We start from the raw sequence: 17411 nt of genomic DNA, 5'->3' as shown, positions 1-17411 counted from the left end.
CTGGAACACCAAACGACGCCAGGAACGGCTGGGGGGACTGACCCCGGAGGAATTCCGGGACACGTTCCCCACAGCCCGGTCTGGTACCCTTTAATAAACCACGTCCAACTTTTGGGGCGCAGTTCAGGCGGAGGGGGCTGTCAGCGAAGCTGACTGGGGGAGCGACAGCGGCACGCCAGTACCGCGAAAACACAGCATCGCGGGTAACGCGATGTCCGTGGTTATAGGCGGCCTGTGGCCGCAGGCGCTCCCCCAGTCACGGCCTACAGCCGCGACAGCCCCCTCCGCCGAGGGGGCCAAGACGTCTTATCGCATACGCTCCGTCGTCAACATCGCAGCACAATCACCGTGGTGAACCGTCGACGCGTGCGGAGACCGCCGTCCGAACCCGAAGGCGTGCTCGGCACGTCGAGGGTGAGGAAAGGCGGTATACGCTCCGTCGACGGTTCACCACTCGTGGCGCTGGTAGGCGATGCGGGTAGTATCGGTCGGCCGGTCGAGCAGTTGGATGAGTCCGCACCTGGCGAAGCCGCAGGTTTCGAAGACGTGCTGCATGGCTTTGTTGTTGGGGTGGGTGTCGGCACGGACGTTGCCGTAGTGTTTGAGGGCCCAGGCGATGCAGTCGCGGGCGGCGTGTTTGACGAGGCCGGAGGAGGCGATGCGGTGGATGGTGACGTAGGAGTCGTTGTCGAGCCAGGCGCCGTCGATGTGCTGGTAGGTGGGGTCTTCGCCGGAGCAGAGGGCGAATTGGGCGAGGATGCGTTCGTGGCCGCCGAGGGTGTCGACGAGGAGGATGGAGCGGCGTTGCGCGATGTCGTCGCGGACGACTTCGGGGCGGGGGAAGGTGGTGCCCCATTGGGTGGGGTTGCCGGCGCGGGCCATGAGCTCGCGGGCGCGGGCGTAGTTCTTTTCCATCTGTGGGTAGTCGCGCATGGTTGCGTGGCGGAATCGCCGCCGTGATGCATTGTCTGTCACCGGTCACCTCATGTTCATGCGTTGGTCAACTGGCGGTAGGCTATCACGGGCACTCGTCCGGGTTATGTCATGTCGTGGTTACGAGGGTGTGGCTATGCTGGTGGTGGGGAGGTCATGAGCAAAGGAGTACATGATGAGCACGTATACGGTGTCGCTGCATGAGGCGAGTGAGGATGATCTGCGGCTGTTCGCCGAATGGTGGAACGACAGGCGGATCGCGACCGGGGTTCGCAAGGATGTCGAGCCGCTGCCGGTGGAGGAGAATGTGGAGCGGTTCCGCATCTGGTGCCATGAGGAGTCTGATTCGGGGTTCGGGTATGCGATTCGCAACGCCGAGGGGCTGACGGTGGGGTGCGTGAGCGCCTGGGGCATCGCCGACCCGGAGCGTGACGCGTCGCTGTCGCTGATGGTGGGCCCGTACTATCAGGATCATGGCTATGGCAGTCAGGCGTTGACGATGGCGTTGCACAAGTTGGCGGACATGCAGGTGAGGACGATCACGGTGAGGGTGGCGGCGTTCAATCTGCGCGCCCGTCACATGTTCGAGGAGCGTGGGTTCAGGGAGGTCGGCCGTAACAAGCAGGCTATCGAGCGCAATACCAAGCGGTTTGACATCGTCACGTTGCAGGCGGGCGCCGAGGATGCGGTGCAGGCGTTGTGGCAGGACAATCCGTATGATGATTCGGTGCAGCTGATTCCTCGTCGCAACATCTTCCGCGTGGAGTAGGCGTTTCGCAAAACTTATAGGGCGGTGCCGTCCGCGCGTCGTTGCGCGGGCGGCACCGCTGTTTTTATTGCGGCCGGTGTTGTGCTGCCGCTCAGTGGGTGGCGATTTCGTCGACTTTGGTGACGTGGCCGCCGAACTGGGCGCGCAGGGCCGTTACGACGCGCAGGATGTCGTCGGCGGCGCCGCGCGAGTCCTGCCGTTGCCAGAGGGCGGCGGCCGTGGTGGGGGTGGGTACGCCGAGTTCGAGGGCCGCTTCGACCATCCATTTGGCTTCGCCGGATTCGTTGGCGACGGGCGGCACGTTGTGGAGGGTGGGGTCGTCCTTGGTCGCGTTTTCGAACAGGTCGAGCAGCCAACTGGCGACGACGGAGCCGGACCGCCATGAGGCCATGGTCTTGGCGGGGTCGGTCACGTAGTCGCTGCGCATCATGGTGGCGAAGCCTTCGCCGAACGCCTGCATCATGCCGTATTCGATGCCGTTGTGCACCATTTTGGCGAAGTGGCCGCCACCGACGGGTCCGGCGTGCACGAGGCCGTATTCGCCTTCTGGTTTGAGGGTTTCGAAGATGGGCAGCACGGTGGCGTAGTCTTCGGCGGAGCCGCCGACCATGAGCGCGTAGCCGCGTTCGGCGCCCCACACGCCGCCGGAGACGCCGCAGTCGAGGAATCCGATGCCGTGTCTGGCGAGCGCGGCCGCGTGGTCGCGGTCTTCGGTGTATTTGGAGTTGCCGCCGTCGACGACGATGTCGCCGGGTTCGAGCAGTTCGCCGAGCCGGTCGATGGTGGTTTCGGTGGGCGTGCCCGCCGGCACCATGACCCAGACGACGCGCGGGGTCTTGAGCGCGGCGACGAGCTGTTCGAGGCTGTCGACGTCGCGGCCGGAGTCGGGGCTCATGTCGTAGCCGACGATCTCGTGGCCGCCTTCGCGCAGCCGCTTGACCATGTTGCCGCCCATGCGGCCGAGGCCGATCATTCCCATCTGCATGTTGGTTACCTTCTTTTTCGTGTGATGGTCTTGTCTTGTTTTCGTACTTGTGCGTGGCCGGACGGTCACAGGTGCAGTGCTCCGGCCACGGCGGCGGCCTCCTGGTCGGGGTCGGCCAGGCCGATGTGCACGTCGACGTGGGTTTCGTCGTCGCCGGGCTCTTCGAGGATGTCGAACTGGCTTTGCAGCATGCTCGGCTTCATGAAGTGGTTTTCGCGGTGAGACAGCCGTTCCATGACCTCGTCGAACGTGCCTTTCATGTAGACGAAGACGACGCCGGGACGGCGCAGCTTGTCGCGGTATGCCTTCTTGAGTGCGGAGCAGGTGACGACGGCCGGCTCCCCTGCGGCGATGCGCTCGTCGATCCATGCGGCGAGGGTGTCGAGCCAGGGCCAGCGGTCCTCGTCCGTCAGGGGGATGCCTGCCGCCATCTTGTCGATGTTGGCCTGCGGGTGGAAGTCGTCTGCTTCGGCGTATTTGAGGCCGTAGCGTTCGGTCAGGTGGGTGGCGACGGTGCTTTTGCCGCAGCCGCATACGCCCATGAGGATGATGATCGGCCGCGTTTTGGCGAAGTAGCCGTCGGGGAGGGTGTTGGCGACGATGATGGGCTGGCTGGTGGTCATGGTGGTCTTCTTTCGTTGGGACTTGACGTTCTGTGGTCTGGTGGTTCGTGTGGATGACGGTCAGACGAGCGGCACGAAGATGCTGCAGATCATGACGAGGGCGAGCACGACGAGGGACAGCAGGCATTCGAGCACGGTCCACGTCTTGAACGTCTCGCCGACCTCGAGGCCGAAGTATTCCTTGATGAGCCAGAATCCGGCGTCGTTGACGTGGGAGAGGAACACGGAGCCGGCGCCGATGGCGATGACGAGCAGCGCGATGGCGGGGGCGGTCACGCCCATTTGGTCGACGACGGGTCCGAGGATGCCGGCGGTGGTGATGATGGCGACGGTGGCCGAGCCGGTGGCGACGCGGACGAACGCGGCGATGAGCCAGGCGACGAGGAAGATGGAGATGGAGGAGCTTTCGACGAAGCGGCCGATGATGTCGCCGATGCCGGTGTCGACGAGCACGCCCTTGTAGCCGCCGCCGGCGCCGACGATGAGCAGGATGCCGGCGATCGGGGGCAGCGCTGCCTTGAGCGAGTCGTTGACGGACTTCCAGCTCATGCGGGTGGCGCGGCCAAGCACGAGCATGGAGAAGATGACGGCGACGGCGAGCGCGATGGCCGGCTTGCCGAAGAAGGCGAGGACCTGCGCGTACAGTGCCGTGGAGCCGGCCTGGTCGGGTGCGACGATTTCGAAGATGGCGTTGCCGAGCATCAGGATCGCCGGCATGAGGATGCACAGCACGGACAGCGCGAACGGCGGCTTGGCGGTCACGGGGTTGCCGTCGGCGTCGACGCGGCCCTTGCCGGTGTCGAAGTTCTCGGGGGCGCCGACCGGCACCCACTTGGCGGCGAACTTGGAGAACAGCGGGCCTACGAGCGCGGCGGTGATCACGGCGATGGGCAGGCCGAACATCATGGTGACGCCAACGGAGCCGTTCTTGAAGCAGCTGAGCGCGGCGAGCGGGCCGGGCTGCGGCGGCATGCAGGCGTGCATCACCGACAGCCCTGCGAGCGTGGGGATGGCGACGCGCATGAGCGGCAGCTTGGAGCGGCGGGTGATGAGGATGATGACGGGCACGAGCACGACTAGGCCGACTTCGAAGAACATGGGCAGGCCGATGAGCGCGCCGATCAGCGCCATGGTCCAGGGGATCATCTTCGTGGACGTCTTGGCGAGCAGCGTGTCGACGATGGAGTCGGCGGCGCCGGTGTCCATGAGCACGCGGCCGAGCATGGCGCCGAGGCCGACGAGGATGCCGACGGAGGCCATGGTGGAGCCGAACGTGTTCGAGAAGCTCTCGACGGTGGCGACCGGCCCGTAGCCGGAGCCGATGCCGACGACGAGCGCGGAGAGCAGAAGGGATACGAACGGGTGCAGGTTGGCGACGGTGACCAGGAGGATCAGCACGACGATGCTGGCGACCACGCTGATGCCGAGCTGGGTGCCGTTGAGCTGGACCGCCGTATCAGCTGCGGCAAGAATCATGGTATTCATCATCCATCTCTTCTTTGAGTCAGGGTGTTGAATGACGAAACCCTGTCTTTCAACACCATTTGTATGTTGTTATGCACTATACAGGACAGTAACGGATTACGCAATACGATTCCCGGTCGGCGTGTTGTATATGTATGCCATAACGATGGCTTGTGCCATACTTGCCTTATGAATATGGAGACGAAGAGCACCGATATGGAACGGCCGCTGCATGACCGGCTGCTGGACGCCTGGGGCATGGCGATCGTCGACGGCGACATCGCCCCCGGCGAGCGCCTGCCCGACCCCGATCTTGACGGCGAGAGCCCGTCGCGCACGGTGACGCGCGAGGCGACGCGCGTGCTGGAGTCCATGGGGCTGGTGAGCGTCAAACGCAAGACCGGCGCGACCGTCAACGAGATCAGCGAATGGAACATGTTCGACCCGCAGGTCGTGCGCTGGCGGCTGTCCGGCAGCCACCGCCTCGACGCGCTGCATGAGCTGTCGCAGCTGCGTTCGGCGATCGAGCCGCTTGCCGCCAGGCTTGCCGCCGCGCACGCCACCAACGTCCAGTGGGCGGCGCTGACCGAGGCGGCGATCGGCATGGTCTCGCATTCCGACCATGCCGACGAGAGGGAGTATCTGGAGGCGGACAGCCTGTTCCACCGCACGCTGATGCAAGCGAGCGGGAACCTGATGATCGCGAATCTGGGCGATGTCGTGGCCGCCACGCTCGAAGGGCGCACGCAGCATGAGCTGATGCCGAAGACGGCGAATCAGGAGGCGCTCGACCTCCACAGCGAGGTCGCGGCACTGGTACGCAAAGGCGATGGCGCCGGCGCCGAGACCGCGATGCGCCGCATCGTCGCCGAAGCCGACGCCGCGGTCGCCCGCATCACGAGCCGTTAGATTGATCGGTTTCCCTGTCTTATGGCCGGACGGTGGGGGTTGGGGGTGTGCGACGACCGACACGCTCAAGGCCGCTCGACCAAGCCTACGGTCGGTCGTCGCACACCCCCAACCCCCACCTCACTTCCAGCGAAACGGCACGTGACATACGTGAAAGGCCGCCTTTGACTAGCGGCCTTCGATCGCGTGAATTATAAGGGTAGGAGTGGGTCCGCTCAGACGACCTTGCGCTCGAACGGGTCGGAGCTGATGCCCTTGGCGAGGATGTCCTTGCACCATTCCTTCGCGGTGAACAGGCTGTGGTCGCGGTAGTTGCCGCAGCTTTCGATCGTGGTGGCGGGCACGTCGTCCCACGTCGCCTTGTAGGCGATGAACTCCAGCGACTCCTTGAGCGCCTTGGCCACCTCTTCGGTGGGGTGCTCGCCCCAGGTCAGCAGGTGGAATCCGGTGCGGCAGCCGAACGGCGAGCAGTCGATGTAGCCGGGGATGCGTTCGCGCAGCAGCACGGCGATGGTGTGCTCGATGGTGTGCAGGCCGGCGGTCGGGATCGCGTTCTCGTTCGGCTGGACGAGACGCAGGTCATAGTTGGAGATCACATCGCCGTGAGGGCCGGTCTCCGTGTCGATGTAGCGCACGTACGGCGCCTTGACCTTCGTGTGATCCAGCTGGAAGCTCTCGACGACGGGCTTGCCGTCCTTGTCCTGTGCCATGACAGACTCCTTTCGATAATCGGTTCCACCGACCATTGTCTCACCAAGGGCGTGGTTTTGCCGTATGCCGGCTATAAGCGTTCCTTATGACCGGCGACGTCCGCGACGGCCGCACCTCCCCGCGGCAGACTATGCCGTCTCCCCCGCGATCGCCTCCATGAACCGTTTGCCGTATTTGGCGAGCTTGCTTTCGCCCACGCCGCTGACGGCGAGGAACTGCGCGTCGGTGACCGGCTTGAGCCGTGCCATGTCGCGCAGCGTGCGGTCGTTGAACACCATGTACGGCGGCAGGCTGTTCTCGCGCGCGATGGTGAGTCGCAGCGCGCGCAGCTTCTGGAACATCGCCTCGTTCTCGTCGTCCGGCACGTACGAGCCGAGCGCCGCCCCCTGTGACGATGCGCCGTCCGCGTCGGGTGCCGGACGCTGCGATGCCGCCGGCTTCATCTTGCGTTCCACCCGTTTGATCTCGTAGCGGAAATCCGGCGCGACCGTCTCCGCGGCGCGCCTGCCGAATCCGACGATCGGCATCCGCCCTTCGCTGATGGCAAGGAACCCGTCCGTCGCCATCTGGCTGAGCACGTCGCGCACCCTCGCCTCCGGCACCGCGCCGAGCACCCCATAGCTGGGGCACCGCTCCAACCGCATGGCGAGCAGGTCCTTCGCCTTGGAGCCGCGCAGTATCCCGACGATCTTGCCGGAGCCGAACCCCTGCCGCACCGGCGTGGCGGACGGGCGGCCCTGATCGTCGTGGTCGTACATCGCATCATGCACGCACCGGCTGATCGCGCGCGCGATGTCGGTCACGTCGATGGTCTCGAACGTGCTGTCGCAGTTCGCGCAGCCGCCTGCGCATCTGCCGTCCCGCTGCGTGTCCTCGCCGAAATACCGGGTCATGTACGTGTGCAGGCAGTCAGTGGTGCGGCAGTAGCCGATCATGCCGTCGAGCAGCCGGCGTTTGCTCATGCGCACGATCTCCTGCTCCTGCGGGGTGAGCCGCTCGTTCTCGTAGTCGTTGTCGAGCAGGCGACGCCGGGTGACGATGTCCGACTCGTTCCACAGCAGCGTGCAGCGGCTGGGCTCGCCGTCACGGCCCGCACGGCCGGCCTCCTGATAGTACGCTTCGATGGATTCGGGCATGTTGTGGTGGATGACGTACCGCACGTTCGACTTGTCGATGCCCATGCCGAAGGCGTTCGTGGCGACGACGACCGGCACCGCGTCGGTGACGAAATCACGTTGCGCCCGGTTGCGCACGTCGGCGCTCATGCCGCCATGATAGGCGACCGCGATCGGGCCGCCGGGCTGCGCGTCCGTCCCGGCGGCGGCACGCAGCGAGGGCACGGTCTGGTTGAGCGTCGCGGCGAGCGCTTCGGTCTCCTTGCGCGTGGCGCAGTAGACAATGCCGGACTGGTCGGGGTGTTCGGCCACGTAACGAGACACCCACGCGGCCTTGTATCGCGTCTCGATTTTCAGCACGTCGAAGTACAGGTTCTCGCGGTCGAATCCGGTGACGGTCACTTGCGGCTCGCGCAGGCCGAGGATGCCGATGATGTCGCGGCGCACGCGTTCGGTCGCGGTCGCGGTGAACGCGGCGACGGTCGGGCGCTGCGGCAGTCCGGCGATGAACTCGCCGATGCCGAGGTATGACGAGCGGAAATCCTGTCCCCATTGCGACACGCAGTGCGCTTCGTCGACGGCGACCAGCGAAATCGGCACGCGCGCGGCGAAATTGCGGAACCGGTCCGTCTCCAGACGTTCCGGGGCCACGTACAACAGTCGGATGTCACCATTCGCGGCCTGCGCGAACACCATCGACTGTTCGTCGCCGCCCTGCGTGGTGTTGATGTAGGCGGCGGGGATGCCGACGTCATTGAGCGCGTCGACCTGGTCGCGCATCAGCGAGATGAGCGGTGAGATGACGACGGTGATGCCGGGCAGCAGCGTGGCCGGTATCTGGTAGCACACGGATTTGCCGGCGCCGGTGGGCATGACGCCAAGCACGTCATGCCCGGAGAGTATGGCGTCGACGAGCCCCGATTGTCCCGGACGGAACGAATCGTAGCCGAAATACCGTTGAAGCGCCCCCAGCGCCGCCTGATCTGTCATAGTTCACAACAGTACCGCATATCGCGGCACGGCCATGCCGCCTGTCATCACCCGTCGTACACGGCCGGCCATCGCAACCGGCCATCGCAGCCGGCCATCGCGACCGGTCAGATCGCCGCGAACGCCTGCTCAAGGTCGGCGATCAGGTCGTCGGCGTCCTCGATGCCGACCGACAGGCGGATCAGATTCGCGGGCACTTCGAGCGTGGTGCCGGCCACGGAGGCGTGGGTCATCGCGCCCGGATGCTCGATCAGCGATTCCACGCCGCCGAGCGACTCTGCGAGCGTGAAGATCTGCGTGGCGCCGGCGAACCGTTTCGCTGCCTCGAAGCCGGCCGCGATCTGCACGGACACCATGCCGCCGAATCCGCCGTGCATCTGACGTGCCGCGATCTCGTGGCCCGGGTGCGATTCGAGACCCGGATACCACACGCGCTCCACTTCCGGACGCGATTCCAGCCACTGCGCGACCTTGAGCGCGTTGCGGCTGTGCTGCCTGACGCGCAGCTCCAGCGTCTTGAGTCCGCGGATGTCCAGCCACGAGTCGAACGGCGAGGGCACCGCGCCCGCCGCGTTCTGCAGGAACGCGACCGCATCGCGCGTCTCCTCGTCGTTGAGCACGACCGCGCCGCCGACCACATCGGAATGACCGCCGATGTACTTGGTCGTCGAATACACCACCGCGTCGGCGCCGTCGTCGAGCGGATGCTGCAGCACCGGGGACGCGAACGTGTTGTCGACCACGACCTTCGTGCCGTACTCGTGCGCAGCGGCCGACACGGCGGCGATGTCGGTGATGTTGAGCAGCGGGTTGGACGGCGTCTCCACCCACAGCACCGCATAGTGCTTGCCTGCCAGCGCCTCGCGCACGGCCGCCGTGTCGGTGATGTCGACCACATCAAGGCCGACGCCCCACGGCACGAACACCTTGGCGAGCAGACGGTAGGTGCCGCCGTACACGTCGTTGCCGAGCAGGATGCTGTCGCCCGGCTTGAGCGTCGAACGCAGCAGCACGTCGATCGCCGCAAGGCCGGACGCGAAGCTCAGCGCGTACTTCGCGCCTTCGACGGCGGCGAGCTGCGCGTCGAAGCTGTTGCGCGTCGGGTTCACGGAACGGCTGTAGTCGTAGCCGTGACGCAGACCGCCGACGCCATCCTGCTTGAACGTGGAGGTCATGTAGATCGGCGTGACGACCGCGCCGGTGGTCGGGTCGGGTTCCTGCCCGGCGTGGATGGCGCGGGTGGCGAGGGCGGTGGCGTTCAGTGCTGCGGCGTTGGTGGAGATGGTCATGGGATGATGCCTTTCGTGCGATGCTGTTGGTTGGTAAGCGTGGGTTGGCTGTTGCGGTCCGTTGCGTAGGATCGTCGGTTTACAGGTACTGTGCGGCGAGCGAAGGGCGCGCGGTGGCGTCAACGACGTCCCCGTACCCGTGCTCACGCATCCAGTCGTCGTTGAAGATCTTCTCCAGATAGCCGCGGCCGGAGTCCGGCAGCAGCACGACGACCAGCTGGTGTTCGTCCAAGTCGTTGGCGCGGGCGTATCGCAGTGCGCTTTCCACGGCCATGCCGGATGAGCCGCCGACCAGCAGGCCTTCCTCGGCCGCCAGGCGTCGGGTCATGAGGAACGCGTCATGGTCGTTGACCTTGACGATGTCGTCGGTGATGTTCCGGTCGAATGCCTTGGGGTAGAAGTCCTCCCCCACACCCTCGATGTCGTACTGGTGGACGTCGGCGTCGCTGGGCGCCGAGTAGATGGAGCCTTCCGGATCGGAGCCGATGACCTTGACCGCGCCGTCGGAGACCTCCTTGAGGTAGCGGCCGGTGCCGCTGATGGTGCCGCCGGTGCCGATGCCCGCGACGAAATGCGTCACCTTGTGGTCTGTCGCCTCCCAGATCTCCGGTCCGGTGGTGTGGTAATGGCTGTCGGGGCCGTTCGGGTTGTCATACTGGTTGGGGCGGAAGCCACCTGGGATGGCCTTGGCGAGGCGCTCGGCGACCTGATAGTAGGATCGCGGGTCGTCGGGGCCCGCGTCGGTCGGGGTGACGACGACTTCGGCGCCGTACGCACGCAGCACGGCGCGCTTGGATTCGCTGACCTTGTCCGGCAGGGTGAAGATTGTACGGTAGCCACGCTGCCGTGCGACGAGCGCGAGTCCGACACCCGTGTTGCCGGACGTCGGTTCGACGATCACGCCGCCCGGCTTGAGCTGGCCGGAACGCTCCGCGGCGTCGATGATGCGCTCTGCGATGCGGTCCTTGGATGAGCCACCAGGGTTGAGGTACTCGATCTTGACGGCGATGGTGGCCTTGACGCCTTCGGTCACGTGGTTGAGCCGTACGAGCGGCGTGTTGCCGATGAGTTCGGAAAGATTGTTGTGGACGGTCATGATGGTCTCGTTTCCGTGGTGAATGTGTCGCTTGCTGGATTGGATGAACTGATTGGATTGGCTTATGTTCCGGCTTGCAGGCTGATGAGCGTTGAAACGAGGTTGCATTCGATGCAGATGTTCTGATACAGATACGCCACCGCATATGGTTTGGATGCTGTGAGTGCTGATAGAGAAACAGAAAAAGAAACCTTATCTCAAGTTATGCGTCGTCAACCGCTCGCCTTATGCCCAAACGTGGGGCGGCGTCGGTTATCGACAACAACAACATGAGATAAACATCATGATTGACACAGTAGCACACGACCTGAACCGTACAGCGCCTCATCCAGATAGTGGACACGTGAATATGGCTTCAGACATGCACGGCTCATACGCTGCACCCGTCATGCATTCGTTACGATTACCAGACGAACAGACCGAAGACCATTCATAATTGCGGAAAACCGACAACGAAGCCGGCTATTCCACTCTTAGCTCCTGAGTGGAAGGGCTACATACAAACATGGTGACGTCACTATCATCCCTCCTGGCCCCCTCGGTGGAGGGGGCTGTCGGCGAAGCCGACTGGGGGAGCGTCATACCCATCAATCGCATCGTAGACCGGAATTGACATCCTCGCCCCTATTGAAAGCTTGCGGCTCGCACGCATGGCGCTCGCCGAAAGTTGGGAATTAGCATTCACCCCTCTTGATAAGCTTGACGACGCGCGTACGCCCATATATACGCAGTTGGGAATTAGCATTCACCCCTCTTGATAAGCTTGACGTTCCACCGGTCCCGCTAGCTTGCTAGTTGGGAATTAGCATTCACCCCTCTTGATAAGCTTGAGTGACAGCGCCGGCTCCGCCCATGATCGTTGGGAATTAGCATTCACCCCTCTTGATAAGCTTGGCGCATACCGCGCGAACATTGCCGTTGGGTTGGGAATTAGCATTCACCCCTCTTGATAAGCTTGCGATAAATCGCGCGCCGCCGACCGATCAGTTGGGAATTAGCATTCACCCCTCTTGATAAGCTTGGACACAACCGATTGGTTGTTGGTAAATTGTTGGGAATTAGCATTCACCCCTCTTGATAAGCTTGCCACTGGAATAAACGCCAACACCGTTGAGTTGGAAATTAGCATTCACCCCTCTTGATAAGCTTGGAACTTCAGGCGACGCATCCCGGATAGTGTTGGGAATTAGCATTCACCCCTCTTGATAAGCTTGCCTACCGGCGTCGCCACCGCCCCTCAACGTTGGGAATTAGCATTCACCCCTCTTGATAAGCTTGCGTTCAGGCTTGTGGATCCGGCGGCGTTGTTGGGAATTAGCATTCACCCCTCTTGATAAGCTTGCGTGACACTCCGACACCAAACCCGGCGTGTTGGGAATTAGCATTCACCCCTCTTGATAAGCTTGATAGCTTCTCAAGAGGGGCCATTTTTAGCTGTTTCAGTGCCTTTCTACATTCAAAAAAGCGTGAACATGTCAGGCGTTTCCATCTCATCTTCCTGTCTCAGATTCGCAAATCTGAGTGCCGACGACCATTGGTGGTCGCTAATGTGAAGAATCCGCACATATCCTTGAACCGGCAATGCGGCTTTGATGGCCTTCACCGTCGCCCGATTACCCGCCTGCGTGGGCGTGTATCTGGCATACACCGAGTATTGCACCATGCTGTATCCCATATCCAGCAGCATGTTTCGGAATTTGGTGGCGACGCTGCGTTGCTGCTTGGTTTTGACCGGAAGATCGAACATCACCAAGCACCACATGCCGCCACTATCCTCGTCGGTTTTCATAGACAGCCTGTATATTCCGGCACGGTCAGACGATCAATACGGCTTTCGCAATACAAACCATATTGCTGCGCAAAATCGTTCAGCGAACTGGGAATGGTCAACCCCGTGCCATTTAGCTGTTGGTTGACCGCTTCGACCAACCAACGCTTTACGCTTCTGTCGGACAATGAATCATCAGCTCGCAATTGCGACACATGAAAATCAATCGCCGGCCGGTAAGGTTCCAATATGTCATCTGCCAGGCAGAAATAGTTGCCGCGATTGCGATGATGCACACCCAACGAAGGAATCAGCCCCGCGGCAATGACCGCTTTGATCGCAAAACCGCGCAACACCATATACGCGTAATCCAATTGCGCATTACGGCCGTTGCCTTCGCCGGCAATCCGCTTGAAACCACCATCATCAGGAAACACGCGCCGCCAGTATTCCCGCGCTGCATATCCTTCACAATTGGACGGATCCCCTGACCGAACCGATGATGCGATGCCTCGAAGCATCCCCCCGCCATCAATTCCCAAGGAATCCAGACAAGCCGCCTGCCCGCGAATCTTCGCTTGGATGATTCTTCCCCAAGCGTTCTTTCTGCGTGGCAGTGTTACATCAATCTGCGCCAGTTGCCGCTGTGTGACCGTGGTCGGTACATCGGTCCACGCATGAAGCGCCGCATCAGGCACCCCTCGCCAATCGCACAGCATCACTGAAACGCCGCAACGAGCCATCTCATGCAATACAGCAGCTGAACATGAAACCTTCAGCCCCAGTAGCACAACAGCGGCTTGGGCCAGCGGCACATTCGTAGGCTCCGTGTCTCCATCCCGAATCACCCGCAGATTCCCGCGGATATAGGAGATTCTGCCCTCCATCGTGCTGCAGTCGATGACACGCCACTGGCCTTGCATGATGCCCTACCTAGCCCATCGCCATGAACAAGGTAGACCAGCCTTCGATTTCCACCGCAACTCGCCTAAGGCATTGCGCCGTATCACGATAGGCATATATGTTCCCGTCATATCCACTGACGGGCGCCATCCAGAGTCTCCGAGAATACCGCCGACTTCTACAGGCACCTTGACATGTTCAGGAACATTAGAAAGTCCTTCTTTAGCCAAAACCGTCGGCCGTAACTTCAATTTTGAATTCGTATCAAACCCAGCCAGCGTCCAGCTTTCATATATAGCTTCCGTGGCGCCTGTTTCGTTACACCAATTCACGAATTTGGCGTTTTTCCCATTTATTTTTCCTCGCGAGAAATCCACCAGCAGCTCATCGCCTGCCACAAGCCATCCAAGATACTCCGCGTTCCCAGCCAATATCGCATGCACGGTGCGCGGCTCTCCCCAGCGCATCGACACCGACTGCGGCGGCAGCTTGACCGAGAACAAGTCCTCTCCGCTGTTCCGCAGCAAATCCGCTTGAAACACACGAATCATGCCATACCAGTACTTGCGAGCGCCTTTTGCGCCAGTCTTCCAGCATCGGTAGACACGTGCATGATGAATCGCTGATCCGATGTCAGCCGAACCGCCACGCACTGCAATCTGAGCAGCCTGCGATGCAAAGAAACCGATTTCGTCCTCGGCTCTGTACGTCGTGCCATGCACGGTGATCTGCCGCTCTCGGTTCTCAGGCAAGCCCGTTTTCTCGTCATAGTCCGGCAGACGGGTCAATGCGCACCACAATGCCGGAGAAGATGCTCGCCGAATCAGATCAGCATCCATCGCGCTGCCGAGAACGACCTTTTGCAATGAACGTACAGTTGCATCATGCGCAATAGAATTGCCCAGTTTCAACCGTATCGGCTGACGAACCACTACCCGATCATCATCAAGCGCATCGTTGAGCAGTTCCAAAAGAAGTTCCATGCTGGTACGCCACTGCTGGTACAGCTCATACCCTTCGCATCCTGCGTACGGGTATTCTTTCCACTCGCGTTCACCCAGAATGCGCCAAGCATCTGAAATCTGCTGGGACTCGCGCAGCGATTCTCGCTCCATCAACGTCTTCGCCACCGAAGGCCTCATCATCGCGATAACCGAGGCATCCACCGCGTGGTGTCTACGATCCAGACGCGTCTTGTAATGCGCACCGAAGAAATGAATCCGGCCTTCCAGCCCGCTGGCTCTACGAGCAGACGCCGTCACCTTGCCCGGGAACACCTGAACGGACACGACTGTCTTCGCCCACTCGTTTTCGCTCTGCGCCAGATAGCGAGCCGAATTGAAATGCCAATCAATGCGGCGATGCAGCTCGTTGGCCATCCATGCGACCGATTCAATCGACCGATTGTCGATGGGCTCGTCACTTTCGGTCTGACCGAGACGCATCTTTACTTCCTGCTGGAAGCTTCGCCATGTCTGCGGCGTATCCGCTTTCGGGTCACGCTGCATATGAGTCACACGCTGCAACGCATCCTTCAGGCTTACGCCGCGCTCCTGTGCCGCTTCGGAATGCGCCCATACCGCGAATGGAGTATTCGACTTCATACGGTTGCAGTCGGCGCATACCGCCGCAAGGTTCGCACGAGTGTTGGTGGAACCGACTCCCTTACGCGGAACAATATGGTCCATTTCACAGTCACGGAACGTTATCATACGGCCGCAGTACAGGCACTGGCTGTTCTGGCGCTGAATCGCCTCAATCCTTCGAAGATCCGTGTGACGCACTCGGTCAAGATGCTCTTGTTCCTTCAAGCTCTTGGCAAGATTGGAGCGATATTCGCTTCGCTTCCCTGTACGGTTCTCATACTCTCGGGCTGTCGCTACCGAATCGAAGGCCGAACGCACATGCTCAATCTGCACGGATACGGGATTGCCCCACCGGTTTTGACAGGCCTGCATCCACTGATTAACGATCTTCACAACCCGGTCAACAGAGGGATTGCCAAGCGGTGCGCCGATGGCATCTGCCGGCGGACGCCAATAATCCGATACGTGAAAGAGAACTGTACGCGCAGCATGCAAATCATCATCCGTGGTCAGCATGCGCTCAGTCAGTTTCCGTAATGTCTCTTCGCCGTAGGCAGCTCGGCCTGCAGGCAAATCGACTGAATCCAGCTTGGTCAGCCCATCGTCATCAAGTGCATCAACGAATTCAATGGCATCGGCATATACGATGTCATCACGGACCTGATCAAAGTCCACCGTATTGGACAGCAGTCGTATCATCGCTTCTTGGGACGATTCTGAGGCATTCTGCCACCAGTGTTGCAACGGTTTGGCAATCTTCTTGTCTGCTCCAGCGATTCGCTGTATCGACGTCAGACGCGGCGGCGTGCTGGTGATGCGGTCTTCGCCATCTTCCGTTGCTTTTCCAACGCCTCGGAGCTGATTCCTGGAATACCCCAGCTCCTGAGCAACATCCGCCCAAGTAAGCTCATCCTGGGCATTGGACGCGAGCAATGCAAATGCCTGATTCTTCTCCGTGATGGTCAACGATCGTTCCTGACCGTTCTCACGAATCCGAAGATTGGTAAGCACATTAGCAATGCGATACCGCTGGAAGACAAGTGACGCTTTCAAAGCACGCGGCTGACTAGCGTCGAAAGGATCACACCCAACATGGCGCTCAGCTGAGCCTTTGGGCGATACCGCATAGAACACCTTCCTGAATAGAGGCTCCCACTCTTCACGAGGAATCCTTTGCACCGTGAAGATGCGCTTCAGTTCATTGGCGTTGTCTTCCTGCATAAGACGTTGCGGCAAAAGACCTTCGCCGTGTTTGTTACTGGACCGAAGTCGCGGAGCCTCATCATAACCCGCCGAAAGCACGGCACAAACAAGCTGCGCCGGAGTAAGCCCATCAGAGACGTTGCGCCCAAGCCTGCTCTCGGCTCTGCTCTTCAACTCCTGATATTGCGTTGAATAAGGGTTATCCGCAATCAAAGACTCGACACGATGATACGGATTACGCCAACCACGATGACGTGCAATATGCCGCACAGCAATGGAAATATCCTCGCGGCGACGTTCCTCATCCTTTATGAAAGATTGAGCCAATTCAGCCCGAACATGCCACTCTTCAAAGGAACGAGTGAGTGAATCACTCTCAATGATGGGATAGCCAAGACGTTGCAACGTATCATCAAGAGCATTCAGACGCTTACTACAACGCCGAACCATGCGTCGAGCACGGCGACTAACACCGGACATGTTTTTCCTCGTAATCGCCGTTTTGTTTTGCGTGGGATCAACGCCACCATCGTGGATAACCGATTGAGCGTTAAGAATCCTCATTGGCATGTCAGCATCGTCAACTTCAATTGCCGATAGACCGACTGAATTCAAGCCAACGTCGATGCCAATCCGATATCGCTTAGCCATCTGAGATTCCCTTCCACTTCTCTACATCGAGATTCACTTGTTGGCACAAGCATACTCACGGAACCGGATATTAATCTCCCGATATGAAAACGGGGTAGGCATAAAGCCTACCCCTGCAGTAAAAACTGCTGAGCAATCAAAGCGGCTAACATGTCCGCTCTTATTGAGAATTAGCAGAAATAAATATATCTCAATATCGACGTGGACACGCCATAGATTTGCATTGGTCTGGATATGGTTGAGGCCTTCCGGGAGCTTTGCTCGACCGGAAGGCCTCAATCCAACGTTTAATGCGGCGGCGTGCTACTCTCCCACACCCTCACAAGTGCAGTACCATCGCCGTGCCAGGCCTTAGCTTCCGGGTTCGGAAAGGGACCGGGCGTCTCACCTGGGCCATGGCCGCCGCAAGAATTCGA

The 17411-nt window shown here is 60.9% G+C and carries 13 protein-coding genes, 1 rRNA gene and 1 CRISPR repeat array; of the genes, 2 read left to right on the top strand and 12 right to left on the bottom strand.

The window, feature by feature from the left end:
* Positions 1 to 447 precede the first annotated feature (447 nt).
* Entirely contained in the window at positions 448 to 933 is a 486-nt protein-coding gene (locus F7D09_RS10115) for a GNAT family N-acetyltransferase (RefSeq protein ID WP_193312445.1), read from the bottom strand.
* A gap of 172 nt (positions 934 to 1105) precedes the next feature.
* On the opposite strand from F7D09_RS10115, the gene F7D09_RS10110 reads away from it, so the two are divergent.
* Positions 1106 to 1702 carry a GNAT family N-acetyltransferase gene (locus F7D09_RS10110; RefSeq protein ID WP_152235368.1) on the top strand — a complete coding sequence of 199 codons (597 nt, stop codon included), beginning with the start codon at positions 1106 to 1108 and terminating at the stop codon, positions 1700 to 1702.
* A gap of 91 nt (positions 1703 to 1793) precedes the next feature.
* Here the strand turns inward: F7D09_RS10110 and gnd are convergent, their stop codons facing one another.
* From gnd to F7D09_RS10095, 3 genes are read right to left on the bottom strand one after another with little or no spacing between them, the layout of a single operon-like run.
* Positions 1794 to 2756 (bottom strand): phosphogluconate dehydrogenase (NAD(+)-dependent, decarboxylating), encoded by a 963-nt coding sequence (gene gnd / locus F7D09_RS10105; RefSeq protein WP_193312444.1) that lies wholly within the window; start codon positions 2754 to 2756, stop codon positions 1794 to 1796.
* Positions 2753 to 3310 carry a gluconokinase gene (locus F7D09_RS10100; RefSeq protein WP_226836261.1) on the bottom strand — a complete coding sequence of 186 codons (558 nt, stop codon included), beginning with the start codon at positions 3308 to 3310 and terminating at the stop codon, positions 2753 to 2755. Before F7D09_RS10100 ends, gnd begins: the two co-directional genes overlap by 4 nt.
* Before the next feature lie 60 nt (positions 3311 to 3370).
* On the bottom strand, positions 3371 to 4798 hold the full coding sequence (locus F7D09_RS10095; protein WP_152235366.1) for a GntP family permease: 1428 nt from the start codon (positions 4796 to 4798) through the stop codon (positions 3371 to 3373).
* 165 nt (positions 4799 to 4963) lie between these two features.
* On the opposite strand from F7D09_RS10095, the gene F7D09_RS10090 reads away from it, so the two are divergent.
* On the top strand, positions 4964 to 5683 hold the full coding sequence (locus F7D09_RS10090; protein WP_226836259.1) for a FadR/GntR family transcriptional regulator: 720 nt from the start codon (positions 4964 to 4966) through the stop codon (positions 5681 to 5683).
* A gap of 215 nt (positions 5684 to 5898) precedes the next feature.
* Here the strand turns inward: F7D09_RS10090 and F7D09_RS10085 are convergent, their stop codons facing one another.
* The 8 genes from F7D09_RS10085 to rrf all read right to left on the bottom strand — a co-directional run bounded on the left by F7D09_RS10085 (position 5899) and on the right by rrf (position 17402).
* Positions 5899 to 6393 carry an S-ribosylhomocysteine lyase gene (locus F7D09_RS10085; protein ID WP_152235365.1) on the bottom strand — a complete coding sequence of 165 codons (495 nt, stop codon included), beginning with the start codon at positions 6391 to 6393 and terminating at the stop codon, positions 5899 to 5901.
* A gap of 129 nt (positions 6394 to 6522) precedes the next feature.
* Positions 6523 to 8499 carry a RecQ family ATP-dependent DNA helicase gene (locus F7D09_RS10080; RefSeq protein WP_152235364.1) on the bottom strand — a complete coding sequence of 659 codons (1977 nt, stop codon included), beginning with the start codon at positions 8497 to 8499 and terminating at the stop codon, positions 6523 to 6525.
* 107 nt (positions 8500 to 8606) lie between these two features.
* On the bottom strand, positions 8607 to 9788 hold the full coding sequence (locus F7D09_RS10075) for a cystathionine gamma-synthase (protein ID WP_152235363.1): 1182 nt from the start codon (positions 9786 to 9788) through the stop codon (positions 8607 to 8609).
* A gap of 79 nt (positions 9789 to 9867) precedes the next feature.
* Positions 9868 to 10884, bottom strand: coding sequence for a pyridoxal-phosphate dependent enzyme (locus F7D09_RS10070; RefSeq protein WP_152235362.1), 1017 nt, complete (start codon positions 10882 to 10884; stop codon positions 9868 to 9870).
* 666 nt (positions 10885 to 11550) lie between these two features.
* Positions 11551 to 12290: direct repeats of the CRISPR family, unit length 36 nt; unit sequence GTTGGGAATTAGCATTCACCCCTCTTGATAAGCTTG.
* Between the two features lie 50 nt (positions 12291 to 12340).
* A complete protein-coding gene (gene cas2 / locus F7D09_RS10065; RefSeq protein ID WP_152235361.1) occupies positions 12341 to 12673 on the bottom strand; it encodes a CRISPR-associated endonuclease Cas2 in 333 nt (110 codons plus the stop codon).
* Positions 12670 to 13575, bottom strand: a complete 906-nt coding sequence (gene cas1, locus F7D09_RS10060) for a type II CRISPR-associated endonuclease Cas1 (RefSeq protein ID WP_152235360.1) — start codon at positions 13573 to 13575, stop codon at positions 12670 to 12672. The genes cas2 and cas1 overlap by 4 nt, the downstream gene beginning before the upstream one ends.
* Before the next feature lie 6 nt (positions 13576 to 13581).
* The gene (gene cas9, locus F7D09_RS10055; protein ID WP_193312443.1) at positions 13582 to 16995 is read right to left on the bottom strand and encodes a type II CRISPR RNA-guided endonuclease Cas9; all 3414 of its coding nucleotides are present in this window, start codon (positions 16993 to 16995) and stop codon (positions 13582 to 13584) included.
* A gap of 290 nt (positions 16996 to 17285) precedes the next feature.
* A 5S ribosomal RNA gene (gene rrf, locus F7D09_RS10050) occupies positions 17286 to 17402 on the bottom strand.
* Between the last annotated feature and the right edge of the window lie 9 nt (positions 17403 to 17411).

Source organism: Bifidobacterium leontopitheci, from assembly GCF_009193355.1.
Classification (GTDB): Bacteria; Actinomycetota; Actinomycetes; order Actinomycetales; family Bifidobacteriaceae; genus Bifidobacterium; species Bifidobacterium leontopitheci.
This window is presented reverse-complemented; position numbering and strand designations above follow the sequence as displayed.